General features: G+C 64.7%; 13 protein-coding genes and 2 tRNA genes. 7 read left to right on the top strand and 8 right to left on the bottom strand.

What is annotated here, in order from left to right; all coding sequences use genetic code 11:
* The first annotated feature begins 21 nt into the window (after positions 1–21).
* Positions 22–1026 carry a UDP-glucose 4-epimerase GalE gene (gene galE / locus AC0CMF_RS07505; RefSeq protein WP_472481393.1) on the top strand — a complete coding sequence of 335 codons (1005 nt, stop codon included), beginning with the start codon at positions 22–24 and terminating at the stop codon, positions 1024–1026.
* Between the two features lie 173 nt (positions 1027–1199).
* Here the strand turns inward: galE and AC0CMF_RS07510 are convergent, their stop codons facing one another.
* The 3 genes from AC0CMF_RS07510 to AC0CMF_RS07520 all read right to left on the bottom strand — a co-directional run bounded on the left by AC0CMF_RS07510 (position 1200) and on the right by AC0CMF_RS07520 (position 2868).
* Positions 1200–2285 (bottom strand): hypothetical protein, encoded by a 1086-nt coding sequence (locus tag AC0CMF_RS07510; protein ID WP_472481395.1) that lies wholly within the window; start codon positions 2283–2285, stop codon positions 1200–1202.
* A complete protein-coding gene (locus AC0CMF_RS07515; RefSeq protein WP_055455122.1) occupies positions 2282–2545 on the bottom strand; it encodes a spike base protein, RCAP_Rcc01079 family in 264 nt (87 codons plus the stop codon). The genes AC0CMF_RS07510 and AC0CMF_RS07515 overlap by 4 nt, the downstream gene beginning before the upstream one ends.
* 248 nt (positions 2546–2793) lie before the next feature.
* Positions 2794–2868: transfer RNA gene (locus AC0CMF_RS07520), tRNA-Gln, on the bottom strand.
* Between the two features lie 313 nt (positions 2869–3181).
* On the opposite strand from AC0CMF_RS07520, the gene AC0CMF_RS07525 reads away from it, so the two are divergent.
* Positions 3182–3258: transfer RNA gene (locus AC0CMF_RS07525), tRNA-Pro, on the top strand.
* Between the two features lie 374 nt (positions 3259–3632).
* Here AC0CMF_RS07525 and AC0CMF_RS07530 read toward each other — a convergent pair.
* Both AC0CMF_RS07530 and AC0CMF_RS07535 read right to left on the bottom strand, forming a co-directional pair.
* Positions 3633–4118: a peroxiredoxin gene (locus AC0CMF_RS07530; RefSeq protein ID WP_055455123.1), complete on the bottom strand. Its 486-nt coding sequence runs from the start codon at positions 4116–4118 to the stop codon at positions 3633–3635.
* A gap of 126 nt (positions 4119–4244) precedes the next feature.
* Positions 4245–5153 carry a protein-disulfide reductase DsbD domain-containing protein gene (locus AC0CMF_RS07535; protein WP_472481397.1) on the bottom strand — a complete coding sequence of 303 codons (909 nt, stop codon included), beginning with the start codon at positions 5151–5153 and terminating at the stop codon, positions 4245–4247.
* Between the two features lie 172 nt (positions 5154–5325).
* Between AC0CMF_RS07535 and AC0CMF_RS07540 the strand changes: the two genes are divergently transcribed.
* The 5 genes from AC0CMF_RS07540 to AC0CMF_RS07560 all read left to right on the top strand — a co-directional run bounded on the left by AC0CMF_RS07540 (position 5326) and on the right by AC0CMF_RS07560 (position 12641).
* Positions 5326–5922 (top strand): YqgE/AlgH family protein, encoded by a 597-nt coding sequence (locus AC0CMF_RS07540; protein ID WP_244274451.1) that lies wholly within the window; start codon positions 5326–5328, stop codon positions 5920–5922.
* A 200-nt stretch (positions 5923–6122) separates the two neighbouring features.
* Positions 6123–7529, top strand: a complete 1407-nt coding sequence (thrC, locus tag AC0CMF_RS07545) for a threonine synthase (RefSeq protein ID WP_472481399.1) — start codon at positions 6123–6125, stop codon at positions 7527–7529.
* 227 nt (positions 7530–7756) lie between these two features.
* Positions 7757–9043 (top strand): M16 family metallopeptidase, encoded by a 1287-nt coding sequence (locus AC0CMF_RS07550; protein WP_058897815.1) that lies wholly within the window; start codon positions 7757–7759, stop codon positions 9041–9043.
* Positions 9044–9151: 108 nt separating this feature from the next.
* Positions 9152–9709: a GNAT family N-acetyltransferase gene (locus tag AC0CMF_RS07555; RefSeq protein WP_197717649.1), complete on the top strand. Its 558-nt coding sequence runs from the start codon at positions 9152–9154 to the stop codon at positions 9707–9709.
* A gap of 58 nt (positions 9710–9767) precedes the next feature.
* On the top strand, positions 9768–12641 hold the full coding sequence (locus tag AC0CMF_RS07560) for an EAL domain-containing protein (RefSeq protein ID WP_374629988.1): 2874 nt from the start codon (positions 9768–9770) through the stop codon (positions 12639–12641).
* Positions 12642–12897: 256 nt separating this feature from the next.
* On the opposite strand, the gene AC0CMF_RS07565 is transcribed toward AC0CMF_RS07560, so the two are convergent.
* From AC0CMF_RS07565 to AC0CMF_RS07575, 3 genes are read right to left on the bottom strand one after another with little or no spacing between them, the layout of a single operon-like run.
* On the bottom strand, positions 12898–13923 hold the full coding sequence (locus AC0CMF_RS07565) for a diacylglycerol/lipid kinase family protein (RefSeq protein WP_019963107.1): 1026 nt from the start codon (positions 13921–13923) through the stop codon (positions 12898–12900).
* Positions 13920–14396 (bottom strand): ribonuclease HI, encoded by a 477-nt coding sequence (gene rnhA / locus AC0CMF_RS07570; protein ID WP_186393076.1) that lies wholly within the window; start codon positions 14394–14396, stop codon positions 13920–13922. Before rnhA ends, AC0CMF_RS07565 begins: the two co-directional genes overlap by 4 nt.
* Complete coding sequence (locus tag AC0CMF_RS07575) at positions 14393–15358, bottom strand: homoserine kinase (protein WP_094462289.1); 966 nt, start codon at positions 15356–15358, stop codon at positions 14393–14395. The genes rnhA and AC0CMF_RS07575 overlap by 4 nt, the downstream gene beginning before the upstream one ends.
* Between the last annotated feature and the right edge of the window lie 6 nt (positions 15359–15364).

Raw genomic sequence — 15364 nt, forward strand, 5'->3', positions numbered from 1 at the left:
TTCGAAGGAAAGACATTTGCCATGACGACACTCATCACCGGCGGCGCCGGCTATATCGGCAGCCACATGGCTCATTGCCTGGTGCGGGCGGAGGAGAAGGTTGTTGTGCTCGACAATCTCACCACCGGCTTCGGCTGGGCGCTGCCTGCCGAGGCACAGCTGGTGGTGGGGGATGTGGCCGATGCCGCGCTGGTGGGCCGCCTGCTGGCGGATCATGGCATCGAGGCGGTGATCCATTTCGCCGGATCCGTCATCGTGCCGGAATCGGTCTCCGATCCGCTGAAATATTACCGCAACAACACCTCCGCCTCGCGCAGCCTGATCGAGGGCTGCGTCACGGCCGGGGTGGACAAGTTCATCTTTTCCTCCACGGCCGCCGTCTATGGCGATCCGCTCAGCGTGCCGGTGCCGGAGGATGCGCCGCTGGTGCCGCTGTCGCCCTATGGCATGTCCAAGCTGATGACGGAGCTGATGCTGAAGGATGTCAGCGCCGCGCATGACTTCCGCTACACGGCGCTGCGCTATTTCAATGTGGCCGGGGCTGATCCGGAGGGCGCGACGGGGCAGAGCACGCCGCAGGCAACCCATCTCATCAAGGTGGCCTGCGAGACGGCGCTGGGGCGGCGCCCGCAGATGAGCCTGTTCGGCAGCGATTACGACACCGTGGATGGCACGGCGGTGCGCGACTATATCCATGTGAGCGACCTTGTGGAGGCGCACCGGCTGGCGCTTTTGCGCCTGCGCGAAGGCGGGGCCAGCGCGGTGATGAACTGCGGCTATGGCGAGGGCTATTCCGTGCGCCAGGTCATTGAAACGGTGAAGGCCGTTTCGGGCATCGATTTCAAGGTGGAGGAAGCCCCGCGCCGGGAGGGCGATTCGCCAAAGGTGGTGGCGGACAGCGCCCGCGCCCGGCAGGAACTGGGCTGGCAGCCGAAATACAATGATCTCGAGCTGATCGTCCGCCATGCTTTCGCCTGGGAGGAGACGCTGAAGGCCCGCCGGGTCAATTCGGTACAAGAGGGGTGACGGGAGACGGCGGGACCGCATCAGGCTTCCGGTGCTGGCGCATTATGCCAAGGCTTTCGATGCTGAGGCATCACGCTTGAAATGGCTCATGCGCCGCACGGGCTTGAGCACCTCCCGGTGAGCCAGACTCACCGGGAGGTGGTATAAACGGGCCGCTGCCGCCACAGGCCGGGTCACCGCCAGCCCACAGCCGTCACCAGAGGCGCTGCGCCAAACGGGCTTTCCGGCACGGACAGGCCGGCCGGGCCTGCGGCCGTGGCGGCGCTTGTGTCCAGTGTCAGCGTTGCAGCGGTTGCGGCAGTCAGCGTCACACTGCGGGTGCCTTGCGGCAGATGCAGGGTGAGCGCGTCCGCCGGCCGCAGGACAGGGCTGCCGCGCGTCGGCACTGGCGCGGCCAGCCCCCGCGCGGACAGGCTCGCGGCGGGCGAAAGTTCCAGATGCGCACCGGCGATCCGCAAGGTCAGGTCGAAAGCGCCGGAAAGGGTCAGTTCCAGCCCGAATCTGAGGCGCGACGTCCCGCTGTTCTGGACCGTCCAGTTCTTGCTGAAGTGCGCAAGCTCCAGGGCGGCGGCGGACGGGACGACGGTTTCGAGTTGCTTTGTGAGATAGACGTTGCCTGCGGCCAGTTCTGTCAGGCGCAGGCGGCAGGTGACGTTGCCGAGGCTGCCGGCCGCAAGCACCAGGTTCAGGTTGCTGAGAACTGCCGCGCTGCTCCCCGCTGTGATGCCGAGGTGCTGGTCTTCGGCATTGGAAAAGAAAAGCTGCAGGTCCGTGGCGGTGGAATTGCCCCAGAAGCGGACATCCACGTAAGGCAGGCCGCCAAAGCTGCCTTTGGCGGTGATCCGGGCCCGGATGGTGGAGCCATCCACCCGGGATTGCCCCCAGCTGCCGGACAGTCCGTTCAATGTGTCGGTGGTAGAAAGGCTTGCCCCGGTTCCGGTGCTGTCCGCGATGGCATTGCTGACGGCCGGAGAGAGAAACAGGCCAAGGTCCGTGCGGGCAGGCACATGGGCGGCAAAACCTTGATAGCTGCCGGTACTGTCAGGGGCGAGGGCTTCGCCGCCGCGCGTCAGGCTGAAGGTGGCGGCCGGTGTGATGCTGCGCCCGCCTGTCATATAGCGGTGCTTGCGGAAGTCGGCGGCATAAAGGGCCCCGCGCGGCCACCAGCCGCCGCCCTGCATCGGGGCCGCAAGGCCAAGACCCAGCATCGGCCCCAGACAGAGGCTGGGTGCTGCGAGCGAGGGAACGGCGGCGCTCACAGCAGGCCAACCAGGCCGGAGGCGGTGGTGCCGGTGGCCTTCACCGCCGTGGTGCGCAACGGCAGCAGGCTGCCATCGGGCACATTGGTGAGGGTGATGGCCGCGCCGCTGCGCAGGGTCAGGGCGAGTGACCCGCCGGTGCCCACATAGATTGCGCGCACCACTTCGCTCAAGGCGGCGCTGTCGCTGGGGGTGATGGAAAAGCCGTGGCTGGCGGGGGCGGTCAGGCCGGCGCCATGGCTGTCGAAGCGGTCCGTCATCGCATCTGTCTCCTTGCAGCAGGCCGCGCCTGCGAGGAGGACAGAATAGGGCTGCCGGAGGAGGCGGGGATAAGCTGCCGGCAGCGTGACGCTGGCAGGCGCTTGGGCGCAAACAGGCAGGCGGTGGGGCGGACCCGGGGCAGGGATTTGAGTCTGGCCGGAACAGTGTGACCAGGATTTGCGATGATTTTCAGGTGCTTGTAGACGCCGTCTTTCGGCGGGGCTTCGGCAAAATTAGCGAAGACGGATGGCTGGGGCGGGAGGATTCGAACCTCCGAATGTCGGTACCAAAAACCGATGCCTTACCACTTGGCGACGCCCCAGAATGAGGAACAAGCGGTGTCTCACCGCGCCTCAGGCGCGCTGTATGCCTCAAGCCCGGCGCGGGCGCAAGTCTTCCGGTCAAACACCTTCCACACATCCACATGATGCGCAGGGCCGCATTTCGTGAAACAGGAGAAGCGGTGCAGGGACTTATCCACTGCCGGAGGGCTGATTGTGGAGCACTGGCAAACTTTCTTTGCCGATGTGCGAGAGGGGGCTTGCGGGGTCAAAAAAGCGGTGCTAATACCCGCCACATCGACGGGGCGGCGCCCCGGCGGTTCCCGGCCCGGGTTTCCCGGTGCTCGACTGGATCGGAGTGTAGCGCAGCCTGGTAGCGCACCTCGTTCGGGACGAGGGGGTCGAGTGTTCGAATCACTCCACTCCGACCATCCAGTTTTCTTCCGCAAAATCAGATAGATAGCCGCCCTTGGGCGGAGCCGTCATGCCGTTTGCGCCGCAATTCCGGATAAAGCCGCACACTCTGCGCCGCCCCGGGCGGAGCGAAGCGCAGACCCGGGGACCACTCGCTTGCAGAGCGGTGAGGCCTGAGCGCGGCGTTGAGGCTTGCTCAAGATCCCGCTGCCGCAGCACTCATGAAGACGTCCTCTCTCTGCAAGCGAGTGGATCCCGGCTCGTGCTGCGCTTGGCCGGGACGACCCGGAGGCCGGTCTGCGCTCAGGGGAAAATGACTCAGCCACAAAGAAAAAGCCGGAGACATGTGCCTCCGGCCTTATGTGTTCCCGTTCCGGTTTCCCGAACTGGATCAGAGCGCTTCCAGCATCGCGGCGGCACCGGAAACGGTGGCCTGGCCGGGGGCGTCTTCCACGTTGAGGGCGGTGACAACGCCGTCCTTGGCGATGAGGGCGAAGCGCTTGGAGCGGATGCCCATGCCGAAGCCGGAAGCGTCCAGCTCAAGGCCCAGTTCCTTCACGTAGGACGCGCTGCCATCGGCGAGGAAGAGGATCTTGTCGCCGGCGCTGGTGGCCTTCTTCCAGGCATCCATGACGAACATGTCATTCACGGAAACCACGGCGATGGTGTCCACGCCCTTGGCCTTGAAGGCGTCGAAATGCTCGACAAAGCCCGGCAGGTGATTCATGTGGCAGGTCGGGGTGAAGGCGCCCGGCACACCGAACAGGACAACGGTCTTGCCGTTGAAGATGTCGCTGGCCTTCATCTCCACAGGGCCGTCGCCGCCGATGACCTTGAATACGCCGTCGGGCAGACGGTCGCCAATCTTGATGCTCATCCGGATCTCTCCACGTCCAAAGAAAAACGCTCGAGGACTGCCGCAGGCGTTGCACGCAAAGGCGGTCCGCCCTTCGACATAGGGTCATATGGCGGCGCCGTCGAGCCTTTTTCAGCGGAAGGGGCGCTACTGCCCCGGGCCGTCCGTCCGCCGGATGCTGCGGGTCCTGCTGTCGATCGTATAGGAGGCCTCGACCGCCTGTCCGTCCGTTACCAGCACGAGGCGCAGGGGCAGGGCCTCTTCCGGCCCGCTCAACCCCTTGAGGGACAGGCTCCAGCGGACTTTGCTGCCGTCCCGCGCGCCCGGCTTGGGCAGGCCGGTGGTGGCTTCTGCTGCGCCTTCGGCAAAGAGATCGGCCGAGGTGGCGTCTCCCACATCCGCGGTGATGTCGAGTTTCAGCGCGCTCTTGCCTTCCCGGAAACTGAAGCCGACAAGGCGCGGGCCTTCGGTCTCCTGCATGGCAACGGGCAGGGCAGCCCGGGCCGTGCTGATGAGCCGTGCGGCAATGCGGTCCGGCTGCGGATCGGCGGCCAGGTCCAGCGTGAAACGCGCTTCAGCGGGCACACAGATCTTGTTGCAGACGCCGAAGAAGGCATTGGCCTCCAGCTTGAGCGGCGTGTCTGCTGCTTCGGGCGTCAGGCGCAGGGGCAGAAGAACGCTGTCCGTATAGACAATGGACTGGCTGAAGCCGTCGTCATAACGCTCCGGGGCGGGGAAGGAGAGACTTCCATGCGCCAGATTCGCGCTTCCCTCGAAGCTGAGTTCCGGCGGAATGCCGGTTTCGCCCGGATAGCGCCAATAGGTGTGCCACTCAGGGTCCAGGGCGATTTCAAGGCCGGCCTCGTAGCTGCCATCGGGCGCCTTGCCGGCCACCACCAGCCGCACGGCACCGCCCTCAATCACCTGCCACTCGGTAATGACGGCGCTGGCGGGGGCCGTTCCGGCCAGCAGCAGGGCGGAGCAGGCCGCTGCAAGACGCTGTGCTGCAGAGCGAAGGGGCGTTGCCGTCTGATCGTGGGGCTGACGTGAAGACATGCGATAGGTGATAGCGCAAAGCCTGCGCGGCGTCCTCCCCTTCTGTGGCCGGGGAATGCTCATAACTCTGTGAACGCTGCAAAAATTGCAGCCCGCCACGGCGTGAAGCAAGTTAACAAATCACCTGGCAGCAGGTAATCTCTACAGGGGTGCAATGCAAAAGGGAGGCTGCATGACACAAGGTTCGGACACAGGCTGGCTCGATGGGCAGTTTCTGATTGCCATGCCGAACATGCCTGACAGCCGGTTCGCCCATACTGTCATCTATCTCTGTGCTCACTCTTCCGAAGGGGCGATGGGGCTGATCATCAATCAGCCATCCAACAGCCTGTCCGTGGCCGATCTTCTGGTGCAGCTCAACATCGTGCCGGAAGGCCAGTCGATCCGCCTGCCCAATGCCCTGCGCGGCATGAGCGTCTATCGCGGCGGCCCGGTGGAAACCGAGCGTGGCTTTGTGCTCCATTCCGATGACTTCCAGCTGGAAAGCTCCACCTTGCCCATTCAGGACGGCATCTGCCTGACGGCAACGATGGACATTCTGAAGGCGCTGGCCGAAGGGCGCGGCCCGTCGCAGGCGATGCTGGCGCTGGGCTATGCCGGCTGGGCGCCCGGTCAGCTGGAACAGGAGATTCAGTCCAACGGCTGGCTGACCGGCCCGGCTGATCCGTCGATCCTGTTCGATACCGAAATCGGCACCAAGTGGCAGAGGGCGATGTGGCAGATCGGCGTTGATCCTTCCATGCTCTCCGGCGATGCCGGCCATGCCTGATGCGGGGCAGGGCACCCGCCAGCCATGCTGAGCCGGGCGGGCAGATGTTCTCAAATGCAGTTTGCGCGCCTTGGCAAACTGTCTTATGGGTCATGGTCCCGGGACGCCCGTCCCGACGAAGATCAAACGCCTGTTGACTGCACCCGCCGCAAATTGGCCAGGGCGCAGGACTGTAGCCAGACATAAAGGGATCCGGCGCGGTGAGATATGTCAGTACGCGTGGTGACGCACCTGTTCTCGATTTCGCAGATGTTCTTCTTCAGGGCCTTGCCCGTGACGGCGGGCTTTACCTGCCCGAGACCTGGCCGCAGTTTGACGCAAAAACCATCGCAGGCTTTGCCGGCAAGTCCTATCAGGATGTTGCCTTCGAGGTGATCCGCCCCTTCACCGGCGGCACCATCAAGGACGCTGATCTCAAGCGCATGATCGATGAGGCCTATGCCACGTTCCGCCATCCGGCGGTGACGCCGCTGGTGCAGATCGCGCCGAACCGCTTCGTGCTGGAGCTGTTCCATGGCCCGACGCTGGCCTTCAAGGACGTGGCCATGCAGCTGCTGGGCCGCCTGATGGACCATGTGCTGGCCGAGCGCAACCAGCGCGCCACCATTGTTGGCGCCACCTCCGGCGACACGGGCGGTGCGGCCATCGAGGCCTTCCGCGGCCGCGAGCGCACGGATGTGTTCATCCTCTTCCCCGAAGGGCGCGTGTCCGACGTGCAGCGCCGCCAGATGACGACGCCCACGGAAGCCAATGTTCATGCACTGGCGGTGGAAGGCAATTTCGATGATTGCCAGGCCATCGTGAAGGGCATGTTCAACCACTTCGATTTCCGCGACCGTGTGGGCCTGTCGGGTGTGAACTCGATCAACTGGGCGCGCATTCTGGCGCAGATCGTCTATTACTTCGTGGCAGGCGTTGCCGTTGGCGCGCCGCACCGTGCCGTATCCTTCACCGTCCCGACCGGCAATTTCGGCGATATCTTTGCAGGCTATGCCGCCATGCGCATGGGCTTGCCGGTCGACAGGCTGGTGATTGCCACCAACCGCAACGACATTCTGGTGCGCACGCTGGAAACGGGCCGCTACGAGATGCGCGGCGTCTCGGCGACCATCTCCCCGTCCATGGACATCCAGATCTCGTCGAACTTCGAGCGCCTTCTGGCGGAAATGCATGGCCGCGATGGCGCCGCCGTGAAGGCCATGATGGGCAGCCTTTCCCAGTCCGGCAGCTTCACCATCTCTGATGGCCCGCTCGGCGAGATGCGCAAGCTCTTCGCAGCCGGGCGCTGCGGCGAGGATCAGACGACTGCCACCATCGCCCGCACCCATGCGGAAACCGGCTACCTGCTCGACCCGCATACCGCCATCGGCGTGCATGTGGCGGAAGAGCTGGGGGCGGGCGAAGCGCCGATGATCGTGCTGGGCACGGCCCATCCGGCCAAGTTCCCCGCCGCCGTCAAGGCTGCCAGCGGTGTCTATCCGGCTCTGCCCGAACAGCTGGAGCCGATGATGACCGCCCCGGAGCGCCAGAGCGTGCTGCCGGCGGATCTGGGTGCCATCGAGCGCCATGTCGAGGCAAATGCCCGCGCCGTGAAAGGCACGGCCTGAAACTGACGCGGGGAGGGGCGCAGAATGCTTGCGCCCCTTTCTGCTTGAGCTGCCATCTGGCCGTGCCCTAGGGTATGTGTCACAACAATGACAAGGGCTGGCAAAGGCCCGCAAGCCGTGAAACAGTATTGCCGCAGCCGGAGCGCCGGAATGCCTGAGGGCAGGAGGGCTGAAACGAGGGCAGGCGTGACACGCCGCCCGCTCCCCTGTGAGCCCGGGAGGACCGCATGGAAGTAAGGACGACCCGGTTGGCCAATGGGCTGACCGTCATCACGGACCGGATGCCGAGCCTCAGGACTGCGGCGCTCGGGGTGTGGGTGAGGACCGGGTCACGGGCGGAGGCACCAGAGCAGAATGGCATCACCCATCTGCTGGAGCACATGGCCTTCAAGGGCACCGCCACCCGCAGCGCCCGCCAGATTGCCGAGGAAATCGAGGCCGTCGGCGGTGAGCTGAATGCCTCCACCAGCGTCGAACACACCAATTACTATGCCCGCGTGCTGGCCGAGGACGTACCGCTGGCGGCAAATCTTCTGGCCGATATCCTGAAGAACTCCGTTTTCGATGCGGAAGAGTTGGCGCGCGAGCAGCATGTGATCCTGCAGGAAATCGGCGCCTCGCTGGACAGCCCGGACGATCAGGCCTTCGACCTGTTCCAGTCCACCGCCTGGCCGGGTCAGCCGCTGGGCCGGCCGATCCTTGGCACGCCCGAAACCCTGATGAGCTTCGACCGGGATTCGCTGACCCAGTATCTGGCCAACCGCTACCGGGGGCCGGACATGGTTCTGTCGGCGGCAGGGGCCGTGGATCACGACGAGCTGGTGCGCATTGCGGAGGATCAGTTCTCCAGCTTCAGCGGCGAACAGGCGGCGCCTGTGGGCGAGGCCACCTATGCCGGTGGTGAGGGCCGTCTGGAAAAAGAGCTGATGGAGGCGCAGATCCTGCTGGGCTTCAAGGGCCAGTCCTATGCCTCGCCGGATTATTATGCCTCGCAGATCCTGGCCTCGGTGCTGGGCGGCGGCATGTCCTCGCGTCTCTTCCAGGAAGTGCGGGAAACGCGCGGCCTGTGCTACGCGATCTATGCCTTCCACTGGGCCTTCAACGACACGGGCCTTTTCGGCCTGCATGCGGCAACGGGCGAGGAAAACCTCGAAGAGCTGATGCCGGTGATCCTGGGAGAACTGGAGCGCGCAGGCAGCGACATTTCCGAGGAGGAGGTGGCCCGTGCCCGTGCGCAGATCCGCGCCGGACTGATGATGGCACTGGAAAGCCCGGCCGCCCGCGCCGGCCAGATCGCCCGGCAGATGCTGATCCATGGCCGCACGCTGAGCCTTGAGGAAGTGTCGCAGCGCATCAATGCGGTGACGGCCGAGAGTGTGCGCCGTGTGGCATCGGACATCTTCACCTCCAGCCAGCCGACGCTGACGGGCCTTGGCCCCATCGGCAAGATGATGACACTGGACGAGATGCAGCAGCGCCTCAGCGGCCCTGTGCCGCGGCGTGCCTTCGCCTGAACCGGGCCGGGATAAGGGGGGCGTCAGGTGGCCTTGCTTCTGTCCTTCGGAGCGTCGGAGACAGAGCCCACATTGCGGGGGCAGGGCTTCTATCTGCGCCCGCCCCTGATGGCGGACTTCCCGCAGTGGTCTGTGCTGCGGGAAGAAAGCCGCAGCTTCCTGACCCCGTGGGAGCCGCTCTGGCCGGTGGATGATCTGACCAAGCCCGCCTTCCGCCGCCGCCTTCGCCGTTATGCCAATGACCGCAAGGAGGGGCGCAGCTATCCCTTCTTCCTCTTTTCACAGGACGGACAGCTTCTGGGCGGGGCGACCTTGTCGAACATCCGGCGCGGTGTCGCCCAATGCTGCTCGCTCGGCTACTGGATGGGCGCACGGCACGCTGGAAAAGGTTACATGTCCAGCGCGGTCGCCTTGATCGCGCCATTCTGTTTCGATGTGTTGCGCCTGCACCGGATCGAGGCGGCCTGCCTTCCCAGCAACGGGCCGTCGATCCAGCTTCTACGCAAGAACGGGTTCACACGCGAAGGTTATGCGCGCCGCTACCTCAATATCAACGGTCAGTGGCAGGACCATATCCTCTTCGCGCGCCTTGCTGATGATCCGGTGCCGGCCGTTGCGGCCGCCTCTCCACAATGGACCAGTGGCGCCTCGAAAGAAATCTTGTGACATGGCCGACAACCCTTTAACTGTTCGAGCCATGCTCGCCACTCCGCTTCAACTGCCGGTGACATTTCTCCGGTTCCTGGCTGCCGTATTGCTGTTGCTGACTGCGACCCTGTTCGCAGGCCGCGCCCTTGCGCTTGAGCCGATCCCGGTGCCGCTGGATGTGGAGGCGCTGGAACTCACCGGCGCAATCGATCTTTACCGCGACGCCGGACCGCGCCTGCAGGTCTCCACCGCGCCCGGTGCCGATGGCATTGTCCGGCGTATCGAGGTGGCCTCGCGTGACGGGCAGAACACCAACTGGGCGGTTTTCTCGCTGACCAACACCTCCGATGAGCAGGTCGACCGGCTCATCGTCGCGCCTTTCTATCAGCTGGCCGGGTCACGCATGATCTGGCCGGATCTGGGCACCTCCCGTGTGGCTTCGATCACGCCCAGCCAGGGCATTGCCCCGGAGCGGCAGAAAAGCCTTGAGGCCGATGTCTTCCTGATCACGCTCGATCCGGGCGCCATCGTCACCTATGTGGCCGAACTGCGCACGCCCGAACTGCCGCAGATCCGCCTGTGGGAGCCCGATGCCTACAAGGAAACGGTCAACGCCTACACGCTGTACCGCGGTATCATTCTCGGCATTTCCGGTTTGCTGGCGCTGTTCCTGACCATTCTGTTCGTGGTCAAGGGCACGGTGATGTTCCCGGCAACGGCCTCGCTGGCCTGGGCGGTTCTGGCCTATCTGTGCATTGACTTCGGCTTCTGGAGCCGGGTGTTCAACCTGACACAGGGCGAAGACCAGCTTTACCGGGCGAGCGCCGAAGTGATGCTGGCGGCCAGCCTCATCATCTTTCTCTATGCCTATCTCAACCTGAACCGCTGGCACATCCGGTACAGTCACTTGGCACTGGGCACGCTCACCCTGCTGCTCGGGCTTCTGGGTGTCGCGGTGTGGGATCCCTCGATTGCGGCCGGCATCGCGCGTCTGTCGCTCGGCTTCATCGGCTTTGTCGGCTTTGCCACGGTTCTGGTTCTGGCGCTTCAGGGCTATGACCGGGCGATCATGCTGATCCCCACCTGGTTCCTGCTGATCGTCTGGCTCATTGGCTCGGCGATGACCGTTCTGGGCGTGCTCAACAACGACATCGCCCAGCCGGCGCTGGGCGGCGGTCTGGTGCTGATCGTGCTTCTCATCGGCTTCACGGTGATGCAGCACGCCTTTGCAGGTGGTGCCATCGTCCAAGGCCTGATTTCGGATGTGGAGCGGCGCGCTCTGGCCCTGACCGGCGCAGGAGATATCATCTGGGATTGGGATATCGACCGTGACCGCATCTACACCGGCCACGAAGTCGAGGATCTGCTGAACCTTCGCCATGGCACGCTGGACGGCCCGGCGCGTGACTGGCTGGACGTGTTGCACCCGCAGGACCGCGACCGTTTCCGCGCCACGCTGGATGCAGTGGTGGATCAGCGGCGCGGCAAGGTGCAGCAGGATTTCCGCCTGCGTTCCGAGGATGGCCATTTCCGCTGGTTCCGCCTGCGTGCCCGCCCCATTCTGGGCTCGGATGCCGAAGTCATCCGCTGCGTCGGCACGCTGCTGGACATCACCGAGCAGAAGACGGCCGAAGAGCGGCTGCTGCATGATGCGGTGCATGACAACCTGACGGGCCTTGCCAACCGCGAACTGTTCATGGACCGGCTGGAGGCAGCTCTTGCCCGCTGCAAGGCGGACAGCAGCATCGCCAAGCCGACGGTGCTTCTGCTCAATCTCGACCGGTTCAAGCAGGTGAATGACGGGATCGGCCTGTCGGCAGGGGATTCCATCCTGCTGACCATTGCCCGCCGTCTCGACCGCATGCTGCAGCCGCAGGATTCCCTCGCCCGGCTCAGCGGCGACCAGTATGGCATGATCCTGCTGTCGGAGCAGGAGGCCGGACGCATTGCCCAGGTGGCCGATGCCTTCCGCAAGGCCGTGCGCGCGCCGGTGACCTATGGCGACCGCGAAGTCTTCCTCACCTGCTCCATCGGTTTTGCCCTGTTCGAAGGCGGACGCCAGACGGCGGAAGAGCTGGTGACGGATGCGGAAATCGCGCTGAACCATGCCAAACGCCTCGGCGGTGACCGTCAGGAAGTCTTCCGCCCGATCCTGCGCCCGCTGGGCCGCAATGTGATTGATCTGGAAGGCGACCTGCGCAAGGCGATCAAGGACGGCGAACTCGCCGTCCATTTCCAGCCCATCGTGCGCCTTTCCGATCAATCCGTCGCCGGGTTCGAGGTTCTGTCCCGCTGGAAACACGCCAAGCGCGGGCCGATTGCTCCGAGCGAATTCATTCCGATTGCCGAACAGTCCGGTCTCATCAACGAACTGGGTGTCTATGTGCTCGACAAGGGCGCGCGCCAGCTGGCTGAATGGCAGGACAAGATCCGCACGCCGGTGCCGCTGTTCCTCTCGGTCAACATCTCCTCCCGCCAGCTGCTGCGTCATGACCTCATCAACGAAGTGAAGGCCATCCTGTCGCGCTCGCGCATTGTTCCGGGCACGCTGAAGCTGGAGCTGACCGAATCCATGGTCATGTCCAACCCGGAATATGCCGCCAAGGTGCTGGAGCGCCTGCGCGGTCTGGGGGCAGGGCTGTCGCTGGATGATTTCGGCACGGGCTATTCCTCGCTGGCCTATCTGCAGCGCTTCCCCTTCGACACGATCAAGATCGACCAGTCCTTCGTGCGGCACAACGGCCAGTCGGCCCGCCCGGTCATCCTGCGCTCCATCATCGCCCTCGGCCATGATCTGGGCATGTCCATCGTCGCGGAAGGAGCGGAAAGCGAGTCCGATGCGCTCGAGCTGTTCCAGCTCGGCTGCGAATATGCGCAGGGCTATTTCTTCGGCGAAGCCATGACCGCAGATGAGGCCACCGTGTATCTGCGTGAGCACCACGAGGCTTGAGGCAGCAGAAACGGCCGTTTTTCGCGCCCGGGTGCAGGCAACGCTCCGATCTCTCCATCGTCATCCCGGACGCGCCCCGCGCGATCCGGGACCGGAGAGCCGGGGTGCAGCTTAATCACATGAAATCCAAAGCATAAGCCGTGACTCACCGGTCCCGGATCTCCGCTTCGCTGCGTCCGGGACGACGCCGGAGAGGTTTAACCTGGAGTTTGTGCTGAACTGGCTGGCCAAGCTCGGAACGCTCTTCCAGTAAGCGTCACCCCACCAGCAGGGCCAGCGGACGGTTGCCGTCCGTCAGGGTCAGCGGCGTGACGCCGAAGGGATCGCCGTCGATCTGGGCGGGCACGGCGCGGCGGCTGGTGAGGGTGAGGCTGTTCACCGGCACCAGCGTGACACCCTTCGTCTTGTGCAGGCGGCCTGTCAGGAGGGCAAGACCGAAGCGCAGGGCGGCCAGCGGGGTGTCCTTTTCCAGCGCCAGAAGATGCAGGCCGGGCCTTGTCACGCCGCCATCCGGGCAGATGACGAAAGGACCGCCATAGTGGCGGGCCTTGGTGACGACGGCGAGGCGGCAGGTCAGCGTCCGGCCCGCATGGTCGCCGTTCTCCGGCTCATCACCGATCCGCACGAAGAGGTCTTCCCCATGGCGCGAGAAGGCGATGTCGAGCGCGGTGAGCACATAGGCGAGCTTGCCGAGGCGGCGCTTCAGCGCCAGCGGCACCGCATGCACCACTTCCGCATCAAACCCGGCAGAGGCCATCAGCACGAATGGCCGGCCATTGGCGAGGCCGTAATGCAGCGGCACACTGCGCCGTTGCAGCATCATGCGGGCGATGCCTTCGGCGCTGCGCGGAAGCTTCAACTCGGCGGCCAGAACATTGGCGGTACCGCAGGGAATGACCGCCAGTTCGGGAGCGGCCGCTGCCGTGTTCTGCTGAAAGCCGCGGATTGCCTCATTGACCGATCCATCGCCGCCGGCCACCGCCAGAATGCCGGTCCGCAGGGCCGGATCGGCACAGATCTCACCGATTTCTCCGGCCCGGCGCGTCAGGCGGATGGTCACCGTGCAGCCCCTGGCTTCCAGCCTTGCGGCAATGTCCTGCAGAAGGCGCGGGCGGTAGCCGCCGGAAGCCGGATTGGCGAGGATCAACACGCTGCGGGCAAGGGCGGCGGCACTGTCATGCGCGCCGGATCCGCCTTCCTGGGAATGAGCGGCGGCCCGAGCCTCTTCCGGCCCGGAGCTGTCATCTCCCGCCATGAAATCTGCCTTGCGCAGGGGCTTCATCCGTTGCTGTCTCCAGCTGCCTTGCGGCCTTTCTGATAGGGCTTCATGCCGAGCCGGGCCAGTTCGTCGGCCCGTTCATTCTCCGGGTGTCCGGCGTGACCTTTCACCCAGTGCCAGGAAATCTGATGCTGGCGCTGCGCGGCGTCGAGAGCCTGCCACAGGTCGGCATTCTTCACCGGCTTCTTGTCCGCTGTGCGCCAGTCGTTGCGCTTCCAGTTGAACATCCACTTGGTGATGCCATCACGCACATAAACGCTGTCGGTGTAAAGATCGACGGCGCAGGGGCGCTTGAGGGCGCTCAAGGCCTCGATGGCCGCCGTCAGCTCCATGCGGTTGTTGGTGGTGTCCGCCTCGCCGCCGTTGAGTTCCTTCTCGTGCGGGCCGAAACGCAGGATCGCGCCCCAGCCGCCCGGTCCAGGATTTCCCGAACAGGCACCGTCCGTGTATATGACGACCTTCGCGTCCTCGCTCATGCGTCCAGTCCGTAATCATGAGCGGAGATGGCGCCCCGGTGGAAGCGCAGCTTGCGCAGATATTCGGTGGGGTCCTTCGGCGTCACCAGCGCGCCGGGTGGGACGTTGAGCCAGTCGTAAAGCCGCGTCAGCAGGAAGCGGATGGATGCGCCGCGCGCCAGCAGGGGCAGGGCCGCGAACTCTTGCCGTGTGAAGGGGCGGATCTTGCGGTAGCCATTGAGGAAGGCGCGCGCCTTGGTGACGTTGAAGGCGCCATCTGCCTCGAAGCACCAGGCGTTGATGCAGATGACCGCGTCATAGGCAAAGCTGTCGGTGCAGGCGAAGTAGAAGTCGATGAGGCCGGACAGTTCGCTGCCGAGGAAGAACACGTTATCGGGGAAGAGATCCGCATGGATCACGCCGCCCGGCAGGTCCTTCGGCCAGTTGGCTTCCAGATAGTCGAGTTCGCCGGCAAGCTCTTCGGCAAGGCCGGGCACCACCGTATCGGCGCGCTCCGCCGAGCGGTTGAAGAGGGGGCGCCAGCCGCTGACATCCAGCGCATTGTGCCGCGTCATCGGGAAATCGGCACCGGCCAGATGCAGCCGGGCAAGCGCTTCGCCAAGGGCGGCGCAATGCTCAAGGCGCGGGCGGCGCACCCACATGCCTTCCAGGAAGGTGACCATGGCAGCGGGGCGGCCGGACAGTGTGCCCAGCATGGTGCCGTCTGCAGCCACCAGCGGCTGCGGGCAGTTGATGCCCTTCTTCGCCAGATGCTGCATCAGGTTGAGGAAGAAGGGCAGATCGTCCGGGTTCACCCGCTTTTCATAGAGGGTGAGGATGAAATTGGCCTGATCCGTGCGCACCAGAAAGTTGGAGTTCTCCACGCCCTCGGCAATGCCCTTGTAGGACAGGAGACGGCCAACGCCGTATCGGGCGACAAAGGCGGCAAGGTCTTCGTCGGCAACTTCGGTATAAACGGCCATTGGGGG

The sequence above is a fragment of the Pannonibacter sp. CBAS1226 genome, from assembly GCF_055685825.1.

What these genes read in the sequence shown, in the direction of transcription:
- galE (WP_472481393.1), top strand. Translation starts at nt 22, where the DNA reads ATGACGACACTCATCACCGGCGGCGCCGGCTATATCGGCAGCCACATG.
- AC0CMF_RS07515 (WP_055455122.1), bottom strand. Translation starts at nt 2,545, where the DNA reads ATGACGGACCGCTTCGACAGCCATGGCGCCGGCCTGACCGCCCCCGCC.
- AC0CMF_RS07530 (WP_055455123.1), bottom strand. Translation starts at nt 4,118, where the DNA reads ATGAGCATCAAGATTGGCGACCGTCTGCCCGACGGCGTATTCAAGGTC.
- AC0CMF_RS07535 (WP_472481397.1), bottom strand. Translation starts at nt 5,153, where the DNA reads ATGTCTTCACGTCAGCCCCACGATCAGACGGCAACGCCCCTTCGCTCT.
- AC0CMF_RS07540 (WP_244274451.1), top strand. Translation starts at nt 5,326, where the DNA reads ATGACACAAGGTTCGGACACAGGCTGGCTCGATGGGCAGTTTCTGATT.
- AC0CMF_RS07550 (WP_058897815.1), top strand. Translation starts at nt 7,757, where the DNA reads ATGGAAGTAAGGACGACCCGGTTGGCCAATGGGCTGACCGTCATCACG.
- AC0CMF_RS07555 (WP_197717649.1), top strand. Translation starts at nt 9,152, where the DNA reads ATGGCGGACTTCCCGCAGTGGTCTGTGCTGCGGGAAGAAAGCCGCAGC.
- AC0CMF_RS07565 (WP_019963107.1), bottom strand. Translation starts at nt 13,923, where the DNA reads ATGAAGCCCCTGCGCAAGGCAGATTTCATGGCGGGAGATGACAGCTCC.
- rnhA (WP_186393076.1), bottom strand. Translation starts at nt 14,396, where the DNA reads ATGAGCGAGGACGCGAAGGTCGTCATATACACGGACGGTGCCTGTTCG.
- AC0CMF_RS07575 (WP_094462289.1), bottom strand. Translation starts at nt 15,358, where the DNA reads ATGGCCGTTTATACCGAAGTTGCCGACGAAGACCTTGCCGCCTTTGTC.